Below are 14,700 nucleotides of genomic sequence, written 5' to 3' on the forward strand. Positions count from 1 at the left end.
CCTCCCCGCTCTGGCTTCATCTGTTATCGCTATCGGCCCAACGCGTCAAACCCATGCCTGTCTTGCCCGGGTCGCGCTTGAAAGGAGCTTTCATGCGCGACATCGACCTGACCGAAGGTCTGATCTCGAGTCATTTTAGAACTCTAGCGGTACCAGCCGCGCTTGGGATGTTATTCAGCACACTCTACAACGTGGTCGATGTCTACTTCGCCGGTCAGATTTCGACGCAGGCACAGGCCGGCTTGGCCATCGGCTTTCAAGCGTTCTTCATCATGATGTCGGTGGGTTTCGGCCTCGGGGCAGCCATGAGCGCGCTTGTAGGCAACGCTCGTGGAAAGAAGGATGACGCAGCCGCCAGCAAACTGGCATCCCAAGGGATCAGCTTTGGCCTTGCCGCTGTGGTTCTACTGATGGCGGGTGCGATGTTTGCGGGGCCGAGCCTGATCGCGCTGGTGTCCGAGCCGGGCGCGTATCGAGACGCGGCCACCAACTACTTTTACTGGCTGATCTTTGCCCTGCCCGCGTTCCTGCTGGCCTACGGCGCGAACGGCATATTGCAGGCGCATGGTGACACTGTGTCGATGCAACGGGCGATGATGGTGGCCTTCCTCGCCAACGTTGGCCTGAACCCGCTGCTGATCTACGGCATCCCCGGCTTGCTTCCGGGCATGGGCCTGAATGGGATCGCCCTTGCGACGATCATAAGCCAGACGGGCGTGATGGTCTGGATACTCTATCAGGTCATGGGGCGACGGATTATGGAGGACTTCAACCTGACGTGGCTCAAGCCCAACTTGGCGAGCTACGCAGAAATAACTGCGCAGATGCTGCCGACGACAACGGCGATGATGGTGATGTTCGTCTCGGGATTTGTAGTTCAGTTTGCCCTGAAAGGCTTCGGCCCCGAAGCGATTGCGGCTTACGGCGTGGCGCTGCGGGTGGAGCAAATCCTGCTGCTGCCCGTTCTTGGCATGACCGGCGCGCTGCTGCCGATTGCTGCGCAAAACTACGGCGCGGGGCAATTCGACCGTGTGCGAGACGCGCTGTTCACATGCTGGAAGCTTGGCTTCGTAATGACCTTCGCGGCGTTCCCGATCCTCTGGTTTGCCTCACCAACCGTCGTGGCATTATTCAATGACGATCCGGAAGTGGTCCGCATCGGGGTGAGCTATCTGCGTATCGACGGGTTTATCTTCCCAGTCTACATGATGCTGTTTGCGATCAACTCGTTCTTGCAGGCGCTCAAGCGTCCGATCTGGACCCTGTGGATCAGCATTTACCGGCAAGGCTTCGGCGTTGCGTTCTTCATATGGGTCTACGTTGGCGTGTTCGGCATAGGGGTCTGGGGCGTGTGGATCGGAATTGCGACCGCCGTCGTAAGCGGCTGGCTGATCGCGATCGTCGTAACCAAGCGCATCGCGGACCAGAAGATCGGCGGCCTTAGTCCTTCTTAGGCTCGTCGTCGTCAAACAGAATGCGCGCGGCGTCCCCTTCGATGTCCTCGTACTGATTGTGCCGGACCGTCCACAAGAAGGCGACAATGCCCAGACCGCCGAGGATCAGGGATACGGGTATGAGGATGACGAGCACGTTCATACCCGCACCCTTAACGCATTGAGGATCACGAGGATAGAGGAGGTGGACATTGCAAGCGCCGCCATGAGCGGGCTTGCATACCCAGAAACGGCCAACGGCACCGCGACCGCGTTGTAGCAAACCGCGATCCCGAAGTTCTCGCGGATGCGGGCATGCGCCCGACGTGCGACCGTAAAAGCGTCCTGTATCGGAGCGAGCGAGCGGCCCAACAAGACGATGTCCGATGTGGCACGGGTCGCATCCACTCCCGATGCCGGAGAGATCGACACAAACGCCTGCGCCATCGCCCCCATGTCGTTCAGACCGTCGCCGACCATCAGAACCTTCTTGCCGTCCTCCTGAAGCGCGGCGAGGCGGTCGATCTTGTCGGCTGGCAGCATACTTCCTGACGCGCGTTCCAACCCAAGTCTTTCACCCAACTGGCTTGCCGCAAACTCTGTGTCGCCAGACAGAAGTTCGACATAGAGCCCCTGCGCCTGCAAACCGTCGACCACCTCCTGTGCTCCGGGCCGCAGGGTTTCGTCGATCCGCAAGAGGTGCTCGGGCAGATCGCCCCGCTGAAACACCGTACCGCCTTCTGCGCTACGCGACTTGCCAAGCCTTACGAGGTCCGCGCCATCGCGCCCGTAGACGCCATCGCTTGCCCGTTCGCTGATGTCGGTCAGATCACTGGCGACGACACCCATCCCTTCAAGTGCTGATGCCAGCAAGCGCGAAACCGGATGGTCCGATATGCGACTTAGCGCCAACGCTGCTGCGCGGTCTTGCTCTGAAAGATCCTGCAGATCGGTCACGATCGGTGTGCCATCGGTGAGTGTGCCGGTCTTGTCGAAGACTGCGGCGTCGACTTCGGCCAAGCGTTCCAAGGCAGTGGCAGACTTGATCAGCAGCCCTTTCCGGAACAGGCTACCAGACGCTGCGGTGGTCACGGCAGGAACGGCCAGACCAAGAGCGCAGGGACAGGTGATGATCAGGGTGGCAATCGCGATGTTGAGCGCGTAGCGGAGATCGCCTGTCGCAATGAACCAGCCGATGAATGCCAATGCCGCAACGCCGTGGACCAGGGGCGCATAGAGTTGCGCCGCTCGATCTGCGAGGGGCGTGTAGTGCGACCGCCCGCTTTCGGCGACGGCGACCATTTCGGCCATGCGCCGCAATGTGGTGTCCTGCCCGACGGCAGTTGCGCGGACGACGAGCGGGGCGGACAGGTTCACTTCGCCGGACACCACCTTGTTGCCGACATCTGCCGCGACGGGCAGGCTCTCGCCTGTCAGAAGGGAGCGATCCAACTGCGAACGTCCGGTCTCGATGACACCGTCGACAGGGACGCGCCCGCCTGCCGGAACCTGCACCAGGTCACCGACGACGATCTCTGCCGATTTGACACGAACGGGATTGCCATCGCGAATACAGGTCGCGGAGGGAACCTCCAGAGCTGCCAGTTCCTGCGCCGCGGACCGCGCCGCCGCACGGGTGCGGTGGTCGAGGTAGCGCCCGATAAGCAGGAAGAAGGTGAGCGAGAGCGCCGCATCGAAATACGCCTCTTCGCCTCCAGCCATGGTCTCGTAAAGCGAAAGGCCGGATGCAAGAAGGATCGCAAGCGATATCGGCACTTCCATATTCACCCGACCGACTCGGACGACAGAGAGCGCCGATACAAAGAATGGACGCGCAGAAAAAGCCACGGCGGGCAAAGCGATGATCGCGGATATCCAGTGGAACAAGTCGCGCGTCGCGTCAGCGGCGCCGGCCCATACTGCGACCGACAAGATCATCACGTTCATCATCGCGAAGCCCGCGACCGCCAAACGCAGCAGCAGGCCGCGCCCCACGGGGTCGCCTTCGGCTGCACGTAAAGTGTCGGTATCCAGCGGTAAGGCTTCAAAACCCAACCCCAGCAAGGCGTTTATCAGCGCATCTTCATCAGCATCGCCGCGCGTTTGTACGGTGACCCGTTTGAGGCTGAGGTTAACGCGGGCGTCGAGAACATCCGGCAATTTGGCCAAGCCACGCTCGACCCCGACGACACATGCTGCACAATGAATGCCCGGCAAAGATATGGAGATGCTGTCCGCAGCCGATGCGGCAGGCGAGCTGCGCGCGTGCTCGGCAGCGAGCGGAGCGCCCGCGCAGCCTGGACAGCTCATCACGCTCATCGTTTAGCCACAAAAGGAATTCGTTGCTCGAACATCGTCCCGTCTTCGGCCACGGCCTTCAGACGAAGGTTCCAGTTTCCCGGCTCCAGATCGACGGAGACGACATGCGCTGCCCCATCGAACACGAACACCGGGCTCTGGTCCTGGCTGATATTGGTCGCACGCCCCAGCGTTGCGTCGATTGAGGTCGGGATCACCGGACCAACCGAGTCGTGAATGTCGAGGCGAAGTTTCCCGTTCTCATATCCGGCCGAGACGTCCCACCCCAATGCCAGTTGCGCAGCGCGGCGCGCGTCGAAGCTTTGACTGGCAACATAGGAGTTCTTCACCTCAAGCCCCGGGAAGGTCCGGATTGCTTGAGTGGCCAGTGTCAGGTTCACCCCGATGATGATGCTGAATCCCACCGCGAACATTGCGAAAACATGGATGCCTTTTATTTCCCGGCTCATTGGTCAGCTCCCGTTCCGTTGAATATGGAGTTGGTATAGGCCCGTTCGCCTGAAATCAAATCTTCGACCCAGAAACGAAGTTCGGTGCGTCCCGCGGTCGCCGCCGGATCGCCACGACGGGCGGTTACGTAGACACGCTGCAATTTGGTCTCATTGGCAGGAACGACGACGGTGACATCATCAGTGCCTTCCAGATTGATCCGCAGCAACTCTTCCGAGGTCAGCGACATATGGAATTCCCGGTCATCGGCATGCTTGTTCAGCAACCGAATGTCGTATGCGTTCCGAATGGAGCCATCCGACATCGTGACAAAGGTCGGGTTTCGTACCGGTGATACCGTCATGTCGATCTCGGACCGGATGAACAGCGCAAAGATCAGACCGAAACCGATCAGTGACCACAGGAACGTATAGACCAGCGTGCGCGGGCGCAGGATGTGCTTCCAGATCGGCTTTGCCTTGCCGCCCGACCGCTCCAAAGGCTCGTCCGAGAGGGCGAGGTAGTCGATCAAGCCGCGTGGTTTGCCGATTTTCTCCATGACATCGTCGCAGGCGTCGATGCACAGGGCGCAGGTGATGCACTCCATCTGCTGCCCGTCGCGAATGTCGATGCCCATCGGACACACGTTCACGCAGGCCATGCAGTCGATACAGTCGCCGGTCGTGCCCTCGTGCTTCTTGCCACGCGGCTCTCCGCGCCACTCCCGGTAGCCGACGGTAATGGTATCCTCGTCCATCATCGCACCCTGAATGCGAGGCCATGGGCACATGTAGATGCAGACCTGCTCTCGCATGAAACCGCCAAAGATGAACGTCGTGGCGGTCAGCACGCCAATGGTCGCGTAGGCCACGGGGTGCGCGTTGAGTGTGAAAAGGTCTACTGCAAGCCTTGGCGCATCGGTGAAATAGAACACCCAAGCCCCGCCGGTGGCGATCGCAATCAGCAGCCAAACCGTCCACTTGGTGATCCTAAGCCTCCATTTCTTGAAGTCCCACTTGGCCTTCCACAAGCGCACACGGGCATTTCGGTCGCCCTCTATCCAGCGCTCCACAAGGATGAACAGATCGGTCCACACCGTTTGCGGGCAAGCGTAGCCGCACCAGACCCGCCCCAAAGCAGAGGTAAACAGGAACAACCCGAGCCCCGCCATGATGAGAAGACCGGCCACAAAGTAGAATTCGTGCGGCCATATCTCGATCCAGAAAAAATAGAACCGCCGCCCTGCAAGATCGACCAAAACTGCCTGATCCGGCAAATTGGGGCCGCGATCCCAACGGATCCATGGGGTGAGGTAGTAGATGCCCAAGGTAACCGCCATGATCCACCATTTGAACGTGCGGAAGAACCCTGACACGCGGCGCGGGAAAATAGGCTCCTGCGCAGCATAAAGGGAAGGCGGGTTATTGGCATCGTTCATGTCAGAATCGTCCGAAATTATTCTCTGTTTGCGGCTTGTAGTTGCATCGCTGCCCGTTGAAGGTCCTTGACCCAGATCAAGCACCATTGGCGTGATTGGCCCTCTACAGGCCTCTTGCCTGAGCTGATCTTTGCAGGGCAAAAGCGTTTTGGCACGTCATTACGTGTGTGCGTAAGCTAGGTTCCTATCACCTGTGGAAGTATATGGCAGACTGTCACACCTTGTTGCTACAGATGAACGATTTCTGGAGCACGTCCACCGCCTATGCTAATGCTGGTGGCGTCAAATGGGATCGGGTACTTTGTGGTAACAGCCATTTCCCGTAATTGGGGTCCAAAATGATCTGCAACCGTAGTCTAAAACCGGCTTTCTAATTTCTAAATGCCCAAATCTGGTGCCGTGCCACAACACATGAAAGTGAACGTCGATGACGCGGGATTATTCCCAGTTCCTTCCAAATAAACCTGCTGCCGATACGAGCCCCCCTGATCGCTCAGGCTTGGCGGCACTTGGCTGGCAACAGTTTTTCTCCCAACAGATCAGCGTCGAGCAGATGCAAGACACGCCACCTGTGAGGGTAACGGAGGTGCATCGCAACGGCTTGCAGGCGCGTGGGGCAGATATCGACATTCGCATTCCGCACGGCCCCGACGCGACTGTAGGAGATTGGCTTCTTTTGAACCGTGAGTTGCCTTCGGCCAGCGAAGTGCTTGAGCGCAAGAGCTTGATAAAGCGGCGGGCGCCCGGGCGCACCGTAGGGCTGCAACTGATCGCGGCCAATCTGGACACCGCCTTCATCGTGACGTCCTGCAACGACGACTTTAACGTGGCCCGACTTGAGCGGTTTATCGCGCTGTGCTTCGAGGCCGAAGTTTCGCCTGTGATAGTTCTAACCAAAACCGATAAGTGCGATGCGCCGGAAGAATACATCGCAAAGGCAGAAGCGGTATCGTCAGCGGTTCCCGTTGTGGCCCTGAACGCAAAAAGCGACGAGCCACGCACGAAACTGGCTGAGTGGTGCAAGCACGGACAAACCGTTGCCTTTCTGGGGTCATCCGGTGTGGGCAAGTCAACACTGACAAACGCGTTGGCCGAGGATACTGCCATCGCCACTCAGGAAGTACGCGAAGACGACGCAAGAGGTCGGCACACCACTACGCGACGGCAGCTTTATTTTCTGCCTTCCGGATGCGCGGTGCTCGACACGCCCGGCATGAGGGAGTTGCAGCTAACCGACGCGGCCTCCGGCGTGGCAGAGATGTTTCCGGATCTTGATGAGCTTGGGACGCGATGCAAGTTCAACGATTGCAGCCATACGGTGGAACCGGGCTGTGCCGTTCTTGCGGCGGTAGCCAATAATGACATCGACGCCACGCGGCTTGCGCGGTGGCAAAAGCTGGTTGCGGAAGAAGAGCATAACTCCGCGACACTGGCGGAGCGCCGAGGGAAAGACAAAGCCTTCGGGAAGATGGTCCGCAGCGCGATCAAGAAGAAGAAGCGCTAGACACAAGCGAGCCCGCCCGGCTTTCGCCGAGCGGGCTCAGTAGTTGTTTGTCCCACCCCACAAGCCGAATGCGCAAACAGAGGGACTGGGGGCGGGGAGCACACGCTGTGTTCGGACTCCTCCCGATGAGGCGTGCGAATTGAAACGACGCGCGTTATTCGCCACCACCCAGCTGGTGAACATAGGCCGCAACTGCATTGACTTGAGCATCGGACAGTCGTGGCGACCAAGGTGGCATTACTCCGAAACGGGAATATGTGATCGTTTCAGTCAGCGCCTCATCGGAGCTACCATAAAGCCACACCGAATCCGTCAGGTTCGGAGCACCCTGATCACGATCGCCCATACCGTTTTCGCCGTGGCAAGCCGTGCAGTTGTCCATGAACAACTCTGCGCCCTGCTCGACCAAGGCCGCATCGTGGTCAAGTCCGGACAGAGATTTGACATATGCGACAAGAGCCGGGATTTCACCGTCTTCAAGCAACTCTCCGTATGCCGGCATTTCAGAGTAACGGGCGTCCTCATCCTGCTCATTGCGAATGCCGTGACGGACCGTTGTGGCAATAGCTTCGATGTCACCACCCCACAGCCAGTCATCGTCAAGCAGGTTCGGATAGCCGACACTGCCTGCCGCCCCGGAGCCGTGGCATTGCGAACAGTTGTTGGCAAACACCGAAGCACCCGCGGAAACCGCGTATTGCTGCAGTGGTGCGTTTTCCTGCAAGGTGGTCAGGTCCACAGCTGCAAGCTGCGTGTTCAACTCGAAGTTGGCCTCTTCCACGCGTGCGATCTCCGCGGCCACCTCACCCCGGGTTGAGTATCCCAGAAAGCCGGAAGTCGCGGACGAAACAAGCGGCCATGCAGGGTAAGCGATCGTATAAATCACTGCCCACACGATCGTCAGGTACAGCGTCCACAGCCACCAGCGCGGCAGCGGCGTGTTCAACTCTTCGATACCGTCATAGGAATGGCCGGTGGTATAGGTTTTCGTCACCTCGTCGTATCTTGGCTCATCCATTTTTTTGGCCTTTCTTATTTGCAGCATCGGAGCCGTCTTCTGCGGGACGGTCCTCATTGCGGAACGGTGTTTGGCTGATGTCGTCATGCATCCGGCGTGATCCGGGGCGGAATGCCCAGATGATCACACCGATAAAGAACAGAAACATGAGGAGCAGCACCCAGCTATCTGCCAGTTGGCGCAGGAAGGAATAGGTATCCATCATTCCCCCTTAGCGCGATGCGTCGGGTGTGAAGGTAGAGAAATCCACCAACGTGCCGAGCATCTGCAGATAGGCCACCAATGCGTCCATTTCGGAAACGCCCGGTGCACCGTCGAAGTTGCGCGTCTGCGCCCCCGGGTAGCGTTCCAGCAACTCATCCCAGTCCGCTTCAGGATCGGCTTGTGCGATGAAATCTGCTTGCGCGGTTTCGATCATCTCATCCGTGTAAGGCACACCGACGAACCGGTGGGTCTTCATATTCGCCTGTATGAGTTCCCCATCCAGCATAACGTCGTTGAGGAAAGCGTATTTAGGCATCACAGATTCCGGCACCACCGACTGCGGATCGTTCAAGTGATCCACATGCCACTCGTCCGAATACCGTCCACCGACGCGGGCCAGATCCGGCCCGGTCCGCTTGGACCCCCATTGGAACGGGTGGTCATACTGACTTTCAGCAGCCAGCGAATAGTGACCATAACGCTCCACTTCGTCACGCATGGGGCGGATCATCTGCGAGTGACAGGTATAGCACCCCTCTCGCACGTAGATGTCCCGTCCGGCCAGCTCCAGCGGGGAGTAAGGACGCATGCCCTCAACATCCTCGATGGTGTTTTCCAGATAGAACAGTGGTGCGATCTCGACGATACCGCCAATGCTGACGACAAGGAGCGACGCAACCAGCAAGAGTGTGCCATTCCGTTCCAGCATCTGGTGGCGGTTCAGAAACGCCGACTGATGTGGCAGCTCGTTGGGGATTTCCTCGGGGAAGTCCTTGATGGTGCTGACTTTGGGATCCTTTTCCGGATCGGTTATTTTTGGGTTTTTGGCCATGTTGTCAGCCTCCTTATTCTGCAGGGACGCCAACGGGGGCCTTCACCGAAGCACCTCCGCGGATCGTCATCCACATATTCCACACCATGATCAATCCGCCCGCGAGGTAGAACACCCCACCAAGGCCACGGACCACGTACATCGGATACTTTGCGGACACCGTGTCGGCGAAGCTGTTCACCAGGAAGCCCTGAGCATCGACTTCACGCCACATCAGGCCTTCCATGATACCGCTGACCCACATCGAGGACGCATAGAGAACGATGCCGATGGTCGCCAACCAGAAGTGGGTGTTGATGGCCGAGATCGAGTACATCTTCTCACGCCCCCATAGCTTAGGTGTCAGGAAGTAGATCGCCGCGAAGGTGATCATGCCGTTCCAGCCCAGCGCGCCGGAGTGGACGTGACCAATGGTCCAGTCAGTGTAGTGCGACAACGAGTTCACCGCGCGGATCGACATCATCGGGCCTTCGAAAGTGGACATGCCGTAGAAGGCAAGCGAGGCCACCATCAGACGAATGATCGGGTCGGTGCGGAGTTTGTCCCATGCGCCTTGCAGCGTCATCAGGCCGTTGATCATACCGCCCCAGGACGGCATCCACAGAACGATGGAGAAAACCATACCCAGCGTGCCTGCCCAGTCCGGCAGCGCGGTGTAGTGCAAGTGGTGCGGACCGGCCCAGATATAAAGGAAGATCAGCGCCCAGAAGTGGATGATCGAGAGTTTGTAGGAGTAAACCGGGCGCCCTGCCTGCTTGGGCACGAAGTAGTACATCATGCCAAGGAAGCCCGCAGTCAGGAAGAAGCCCACTGCGTTGTGGCCATACCACCACTGCGTCATGGCATCTTGCACACCTGCGAAAACCTGAACCGACTTGGAGCCCCAGATGGAAACCGGAATGGACAGGTTGTTAACGATGTGGAGCATCGCAACAGTCACGATGAACGACAGGAAGAACCAGTTGGCCACATAGATGTGGCGCTCTTTGCGGGTCAGGATCGTGCCCATGAAGACCGCAAGGTAAGCGACCCATACGACCGTTAGCCAGATGTCGACGTACCATTCAGGTTCGGCGTATTCCTTGGATTGGGTCGAGCCCAGCAGATAACCCGTCGCAGCCAGCACGATGAACAGGTTATAGCCCCAGAAAACGAACCAAGCGAGATTGCCGCCCCAGAGCCGCTGCGCCGATGTGCGCTGGACAACGTAGAATGAAGTGGCAATCAGCGCGTTGCCGCCGAAGGCAAAGATCACGGCGGAGGTGTGCAGGGGCCGAAGCCTGCCAAAGTTTGCGAACGGTTGCGCCCAGTCGAAGTTCAATGCCGGAAAAGCCAACTGGAAGGCGATGAAAGTGCCGACGAGAAAGCCAACGATCCCCCAAAACGCAGTCGCGATAATACCGTAGCGTATAGGGCCGTCGATATACCCTGAGGCATCATCGGCTGTGACCATCACCGGTTCGTCAGTGCCGCGAAGCACCAGTACGAACATGACGATCCCCACCAGAAGAATCAAAAGCGCATGGACTTGGTAAGCCAAGTCGTGCGCCCAGTTGGCCGCGAGCGCGGCAAACAGAATGACGCCCCCCAGCAGTATCAATTTGATATAATTGAGCATTTTTCACCCGTTCCGTTCATTCCTGGCCACCCGCAGACGGAATCCGCCTGCGTTGGCAGGGCTGGGAATGCCGAAATATCTCAGGGCGGACCTTGATATATGTCAAAAGGTCCCAAGACAGGACAAACTCGTGAGCATTTACGAAGTCACATCAACAAGTGCTGCATTTCACCCATTCGCAAGAGGCAGTCAACAGGACAGCGTGTCCCAGGCCGGATCAGGACAGTGCTGCGCCGTCGCTGTCGTCACCTGCTTCGTCAAGAAGCCGGTTGAGATCGGGTATGGTCACCTTCCGAGTACCTTCTAGCACAACGACGCCATCTCGCTTCAGCGCCGCCATTTGGCGACTGACAGTCTCGATCGTCAGGCCGAGATAATCCGACATTGCGTCCCGTGTCAGCGGAAGCTCCAGCAAAAGGCTCTTGCCTTCTTTACGTCCAAGGCGTCGGGCGCAGATCAGCAGAAAACTTGCGATTTTCTCACGCGCGGTCTTGCGGCCCAGAAGCAGCATCCATTCGCGCGCTGCATCCAACTCGTCGAGCGCGATTTCAACCAACCGCTCCTGAACATGAGGCGTCGCTTGGGTGACTTTCTCAAACGCCTTCTTGTGGAAGTGGCAAAGTGTAAGTTCGGACACGGCCGTGACGTCGAAAGAAGCAATATCCCGACCCGGCCGACCGATAAAGTCCGACGGCAAGAGCAATCCCACCATCTGCATCCGCCCGTCGACCATCGATCGCGACAAGGAAGCGACTCCAGTTACCACGGAGGCCACAAACATCATCGGATCGCCCATCAACACTACCGACGAACCCGCAGGATAGGTCTTGTAGTATTTGATCTTGTCCAACTCATTCAGCTCGTCATCCGTACACCGCGAGCAGATGGCTCGCGGACGGATCGGGCAACTAGCGCAAGACTTGGTGTTGAGGTCTATTTTGGACATATGCCCTACATGATTGAGAACTTGATCAGGATCAAGGTTGAGTAAGGGGAATTCGCTCATCTAAGTCAGTATGACACAGCATGAAACCCTTCGCCGCTACGGCCTGTTCACATCGCGCGCACCTCGCTACACCAGCTATCCGACAGCCCCGCACTTCGGCGAAATGGGCCCGAACCAGATGGCGGGCTGGCTGGAACAGGTGCCGGAAGGCTCGCGGGTATCTCTCTACATTCACATACCTTTTTGCCGCCGCTTGTGCTGGTTCTGCGCGTGTCGGACCCAAGGAACCCAAACAGATGCGCCTTTGAGAGGTTATCTGGACATGCTCAAGGCAGAGTTGGCAATGGTCGCCAGCAGCCTGCCCGCAGGTGTTCAATTAGGCCGCCTACACTGGGGCGGCGGCACGCCTACGATTCTTCCAGCAGCGATGATATCGGAGCTTGCTAAGGAAATTGACCGTTATTTTCCTCTCTCAAAGAGCTCGGAATTCTCCGTCGAAATTGACCCTACGATGGTTGATGTCGAAAAAATTGCAGCGCTAAGCGACGCTGGTCTGACCCGCGTCAGCATTGGGGTTCAGGATTTCGACCCTCATGTGCAATCAGCGATTGGTCGTATTCAAAGCTACGAGGATACCAAACGGGCCGCTGAGGCGTTTCGGGACGCTGGCGCCAAAAACCTCAATCTGGACATACTGTACGGGCTGCCATTTCAGACAGCCCACAGTCTAAGTGACACTGTGGCAAAGGCGCTGGCGCTGTCGCCGGATCGTCTGGCATTATATGGATATGCCCATGTGCCTTGGGCGGCAAAACGGCAGGTCCTCATCCCCGAAGATCACCTGCCAGATGGGCCTACGCGCTATGCCCTGTCTCATATGGCCTCGCAGCTGTTCGGCGCTGCCGGCTACGACGCCGTGGGGATTGACCATTTCGCGCGCCCAGGGGATGGGCTTCTCAGCGCATCACTCAACGGCACGCTACGCCGAAATTTCCAAGGCTACACGGACGATCAAGCCGAAGTTCTCATTGGAATTGGAGCGTCCTCGATTTCCCGTTTTCCGGGTGGCTATGCACAGAACGCCACTGGCACTGGCGACTATGCAACCGCGATCGGGGCGGGCAAGCTGGCGACGAAACGGGGTCATATCATGACACCGGACGACCGGCTTCGCGCGCAACTCATTGAGGATATCATGTGCCGTTTTGCAATTGAGTTCTGCGATGCGGCAAATCGCACCGACACTGACCGCGAGACCGTGACGGCAATTGCCGCAGACCTGCACCGGCGCTACCCCGATGTGACGACCCTTGGAGCAAACACGCTCAGCCTGCTGGAACCAGCGCTGTCCCGGCTCATGGCACTGGACTTGGACACCTACCAAACACCGGCCAACCGTCACTCACTGGCGATCTGACTAAAAGGCCTTGAAGGTAAGGGTAGTAAGCGTACGCTCTATCCCTTCGATGCTTAGCAGGTTGTCGTTGATGAATTTTCCTATGTCATCGCTCTCCGGCACATATACTTTCAACAGCAAGTCGAACGCGCCCGACGTCGAGTAGAGTTCCGAGTGAAATTCTCTCAGGACGATCTCCTCGGCAACTTTATAACCTTGGCCCGGTTTGCATCTGATCTGAACGAACACACAATTCATACGAGTCTCCTTGGCGGCATCCTTTGCCACCCTGCCACGCCGCTTGCTCAGAGGAAAGTGCCACCAGCCCTTGGAACATGCACCGCTGCTTCCGCGCAGCTTAGCGGCAAGACCGACACCGCTGGATTTCACCGCGCCCCTATGGCAAGACCATGATCACAACTAGCATCGGGAAGAGTATCGTGAAGAAAGCCCTTATTACCGGAGTGACGGGTCAAGATGGCTCCTACCTGGCGGAGTTCTTGCTGGACAAGGGCTACGAGGTACACGGGATCAAGCGCCGCGCATCGTCGTTCAACACCCAGCGGGTCGATCACATCTATCAAGACCCGCATCTGGATAACGCCCAGTTCATGCTGCACTACGGCGACCTGACCGACAGTTCCAACCTGACGCGGATCATCTCCGAGGTGAAGCCGGACGAGGTCTACAACCTTGGCGCGCAGTCCCACGTCGCGGTGAGCTTTGAGTCGCCGGAATACACAGCCGATGTGGACGCCATGGGCGCATTACGACTGCTGGAAGCGATCCGCTTTCTCGGACTGGAGAAAAAAACCCGTTTCTACCAAGCCTCGACGTCCGAGCTTTACGGCTTGGTGCAGGAGACTCCCCAGTCCGAAACAACACCTTTCCATCCCCGCAGCCCATATGCCGTGGCGAAGATGTATGCCTACTGGATTACGGTGAACTATCGCGAAGCCTACGGGATGTACGCGTGCAACGGTATCCTGTTTAACCATGAAAGCCCGCGACGGGGCGAGACCTTCGTGACCAGGAAAATCACCCGCGGCCTGGCGAATATCGCGCAAGGGCTGGAAGATTGCCTCTACATGGGCAACATCGACGCGCTGCGCGATTGGGGGCACGCCAAAGACTACGTTCGCATGCAGTGGATGATGTTGCAGCAAGACAAGCCGGACGACTTCGTGATTGCCACCGGCAAACAATACTCCGTGCGCCAGTTCATCATTTGGTCGGCGGAGCAGCTTGGCCTGACGCTGCGCTTCGAAGGCGAGGGCGTGGGCGAAACGGCAGTGGTCGATGCGATCACAGGCGACGACGCGCCCGGCCTGAATGTTGGTGACGTGGTGATGCGTATTGATCCTGCTTATTTCCGTCCTGCGGAAGTCGAAACACTTTTGGGGGACCCTTCCAAGGCGAAGGCGAAGCTGGGCTGGGAGCCGGAAGTGACGACCCAAGAGATGTGTCGTGAGATGGTTGCCGCAGATCTGCACGCGGCCAAACGGTTCGTGTTATTGAACAACCATGGGCTTGGAATGGGTCTGGCCTTTGAGCACTGACTAT

Annotated in this window: 14 protein-coding genes; 4 read left to right on the plus strand and 10 right to left on the minus strand. The window is 58.1% G+C overall.

All coding sequences use genetic code 11. The features are described 5' to 3' along the window. Positions 1-92 precede the first annotated feature (92 nt). The gene (locus THALAR_RS13165; RefSeq protein ID WP_021102071.1) at positions 93-1,454 is read left to right on the plus strand and encodes an MATE family efflux transporter; all 1,362 of its coding nucleotides are present in this window, start codon (positions 93-95) and stop codon (positions 1,452-1,454) included. On the opposite strand, the gene ccoS is transcribed toward THALAR_RS13165, so the two are convergent. The 4 genes from ccoS to ccoG are packed head-to-tail and all read right to left on the minus strand — an operon-like array spanning position 1,441 to position 5,619. Further along, complete coding sequence (gene ccoS / locus THALAR_RS13170) at positions 1,441-1,596, minus strand: cbb3-type cytochrome oxidase assembly protein CcoS (RefSeq protein ID WP_021102072.1); 156 nt, start codon at positions 1,594-1,596, stop codon at positions 1,441-1,443. The two genes, THALAR_RS13165 and ccoS, sit on opposite strands and share 14 nt — an antisense overlap. Beyond that, positions 1,593-3,752, minus strand: a complete 2,160-nt coding sequence (locus THALAR_RS13175) for a heavy metal translocating P-type ATPase (protein WP_040818759.1) — start codon at positions 3,750-3,752, stop codon at positions 1,593-1,595. Before THALAR_RS13175 ends, ccoS begins: the two co-directional genes overlap by 4 nt. Beyond that, positions 3,749-4,201 (minus strand): FixH family protein, encoded by a 453-nt coding sequence (locus THALAR_RS13180; protein ID WP_021102074.1) that lies wholly within the window; start codon positions 4,199-4,201, stop codon positions 3,749-3,751. Before THALAR_RS13180 ends, THALAR_RS13175 begins: the two co-directional genes overlap by 4 nt. Beyond that, the gene (gene ccoG / locus THALAR_RS13185) at positions 4,198-5,619 is read right to left on the minus strand and encodes a cytochrome c oxidase accessory protein CcoG (protein ID WP_040818761.1); all 1,422 of its coding nucleotides are present in this window, start codon (positions 5,617-5,619) and stop codon (positions 4,198-4,200) included. The genes THALAR_RS13180 and ccoG overlap by 4 nt, the downstream gene beginning before the upstream one ends. 553 nt (positions 5,620-6,172) lie before the next feature. On the opposite strand from ccoG, the gene rsgA reads away from it, so the two are divergent. Then, the gene (gene rsgA / locus THALAR_RS13190) at positions 6,173-7,123 is read left to right on the plus strand and encodes a ribosome small subunit-dependent GTPase A (protein ID WP_322786916.1); all 951 of its coding nucleotides are present in this window, start codon (positions 6,173-6,175) and stop codon (positions 7,121-7,123) included. Positions 7,124-7,277: 154 nt separating this feature from the next. Here the strand turns inward: rsgA and ccoP are convergent, their stop codons facing one another. From ccoP to fnrL, 5 genes are all read right to left on the minus strand, one after another. Continuing rightward, entirely contained in the window at positions 7,278-8,141 is an 864-nt protein-coding gene (gene ccoP, locus THALAR_RS13195) for a cytochrome-c oxidase, cbb3-type subunit III (RefSeq protein ID WP_021102077.1), read from the minus strand. Next, positions 8,134-8,343, minus strand: coding sequence for a CcoQ/FixQ family Cbb3-type cytochrome c oxidase assembly chaperone (locus tag THALAR_RS13200; protein WP_021102078.1), 210 nt, complete (start codon positions 8,341-8,343; stop codon positions 8,134-8,136). The genes ccoP and THALAR_RS13200 overlap by 8 nt, the downstream gene beginning before the upstream one ends. 9 nt (positions 8,344-8,352) lie before the next feature. Then, positions 8,353-9,177 (minus strand): cytochrome-c oxidase, cbb3-type subunit II, encoded by an 825-nt coding sequence (gene ccoO / locus THALAR_RS13205; protein ID WP_021102079.1) that lies wholly within the window; start codon positions 9,175-9,177, stop codon positions 8,353-8,355. 13 nt (positions 9,178-9,190) lie between these two features. Then, complete coding sequence (ccoN, locus tag THALAR_RS13210; RefSeq protein WP_021102080.1) at positions 9,191-10,795, minus strand: cytochrome-c oxidase, cbb3-type subunit I; 1,605 nt, start codon at positions 10,793-10,795, stop codon at positions 9,191-9,193. A gap of 217 nt (positions 10,796-11,012) precedes the next feature. Next, the gene (gene fnrL, locus THALAR_RS13215) at positions 11,013-11,741 is read right to left on the minus strand and encodes a transcriptional regulator FnrL (protein WP_040819245.1); all 729 of its coding nucleotides are present in this window, start codon (positions 11,739-11,741) and stop codon (positions 11,013-11,015) included. 70 nt (positions 11,742-11,811) lie between these two features. Here fnrL and hemN point away from each other — a divergent pair, with 70 nt between their 5' ends. Next, entirely contained in the window at positions 11,812-13,158 is a 1,347-nt protein-coding gene (gene hemN / locus THALAR_RS13220) for an oxygen-independent coproporphyrinogen III oxidase (RefSeq protein WP_021102082.1), read from the plus strand. On the opposite strand, the gene THALAR_RS13225 is transcribed toward hemN, so the two are convergent. Continuing rightward, positions 13,159-13,395: an Lrp/AsnC ligand binding domain-containing protein gene (locus THALAR_RS13225; protein WP_021102083.1), complete on the minus strand. Its 237-nt coding sequence runs from the start codon at positions 13,393-13,395 to the stop codon at positions 13,159-13,161. A 182-nt stretch (positions 13,396-13,577) separates the two neighbouring features. Here THALAR_RS13225 and gmd point away from each other — a divergent pair, with 182 nt between their 5' ends. Next, positions 13,578-14,696 carry a GDP-mannose 4,6-dehydratase gene (gene gmd / locus THALAR_RS13230; RefSeq protein WP_021102084.1) on the plus strand — a complete coding sequence of 373 codons (1,119 nt, stop codon included), beginning with the start codon at positions 13,578-13,580 and terminating at the stop codon, positions 14,694-14,696. Positions 14,697-14,700: the final 4 nt, after the last annotated feature.

The organism is Litoreibacter arenae DSM 19593, from assembly GCF_000442275.2.
Lineage (GTDB): Bacteria > Pseudomonadota > Alphaproteobacteria > Rhodobacterales > Rhodobacteraceae > Litoreibacter > Litoreibacter arenae.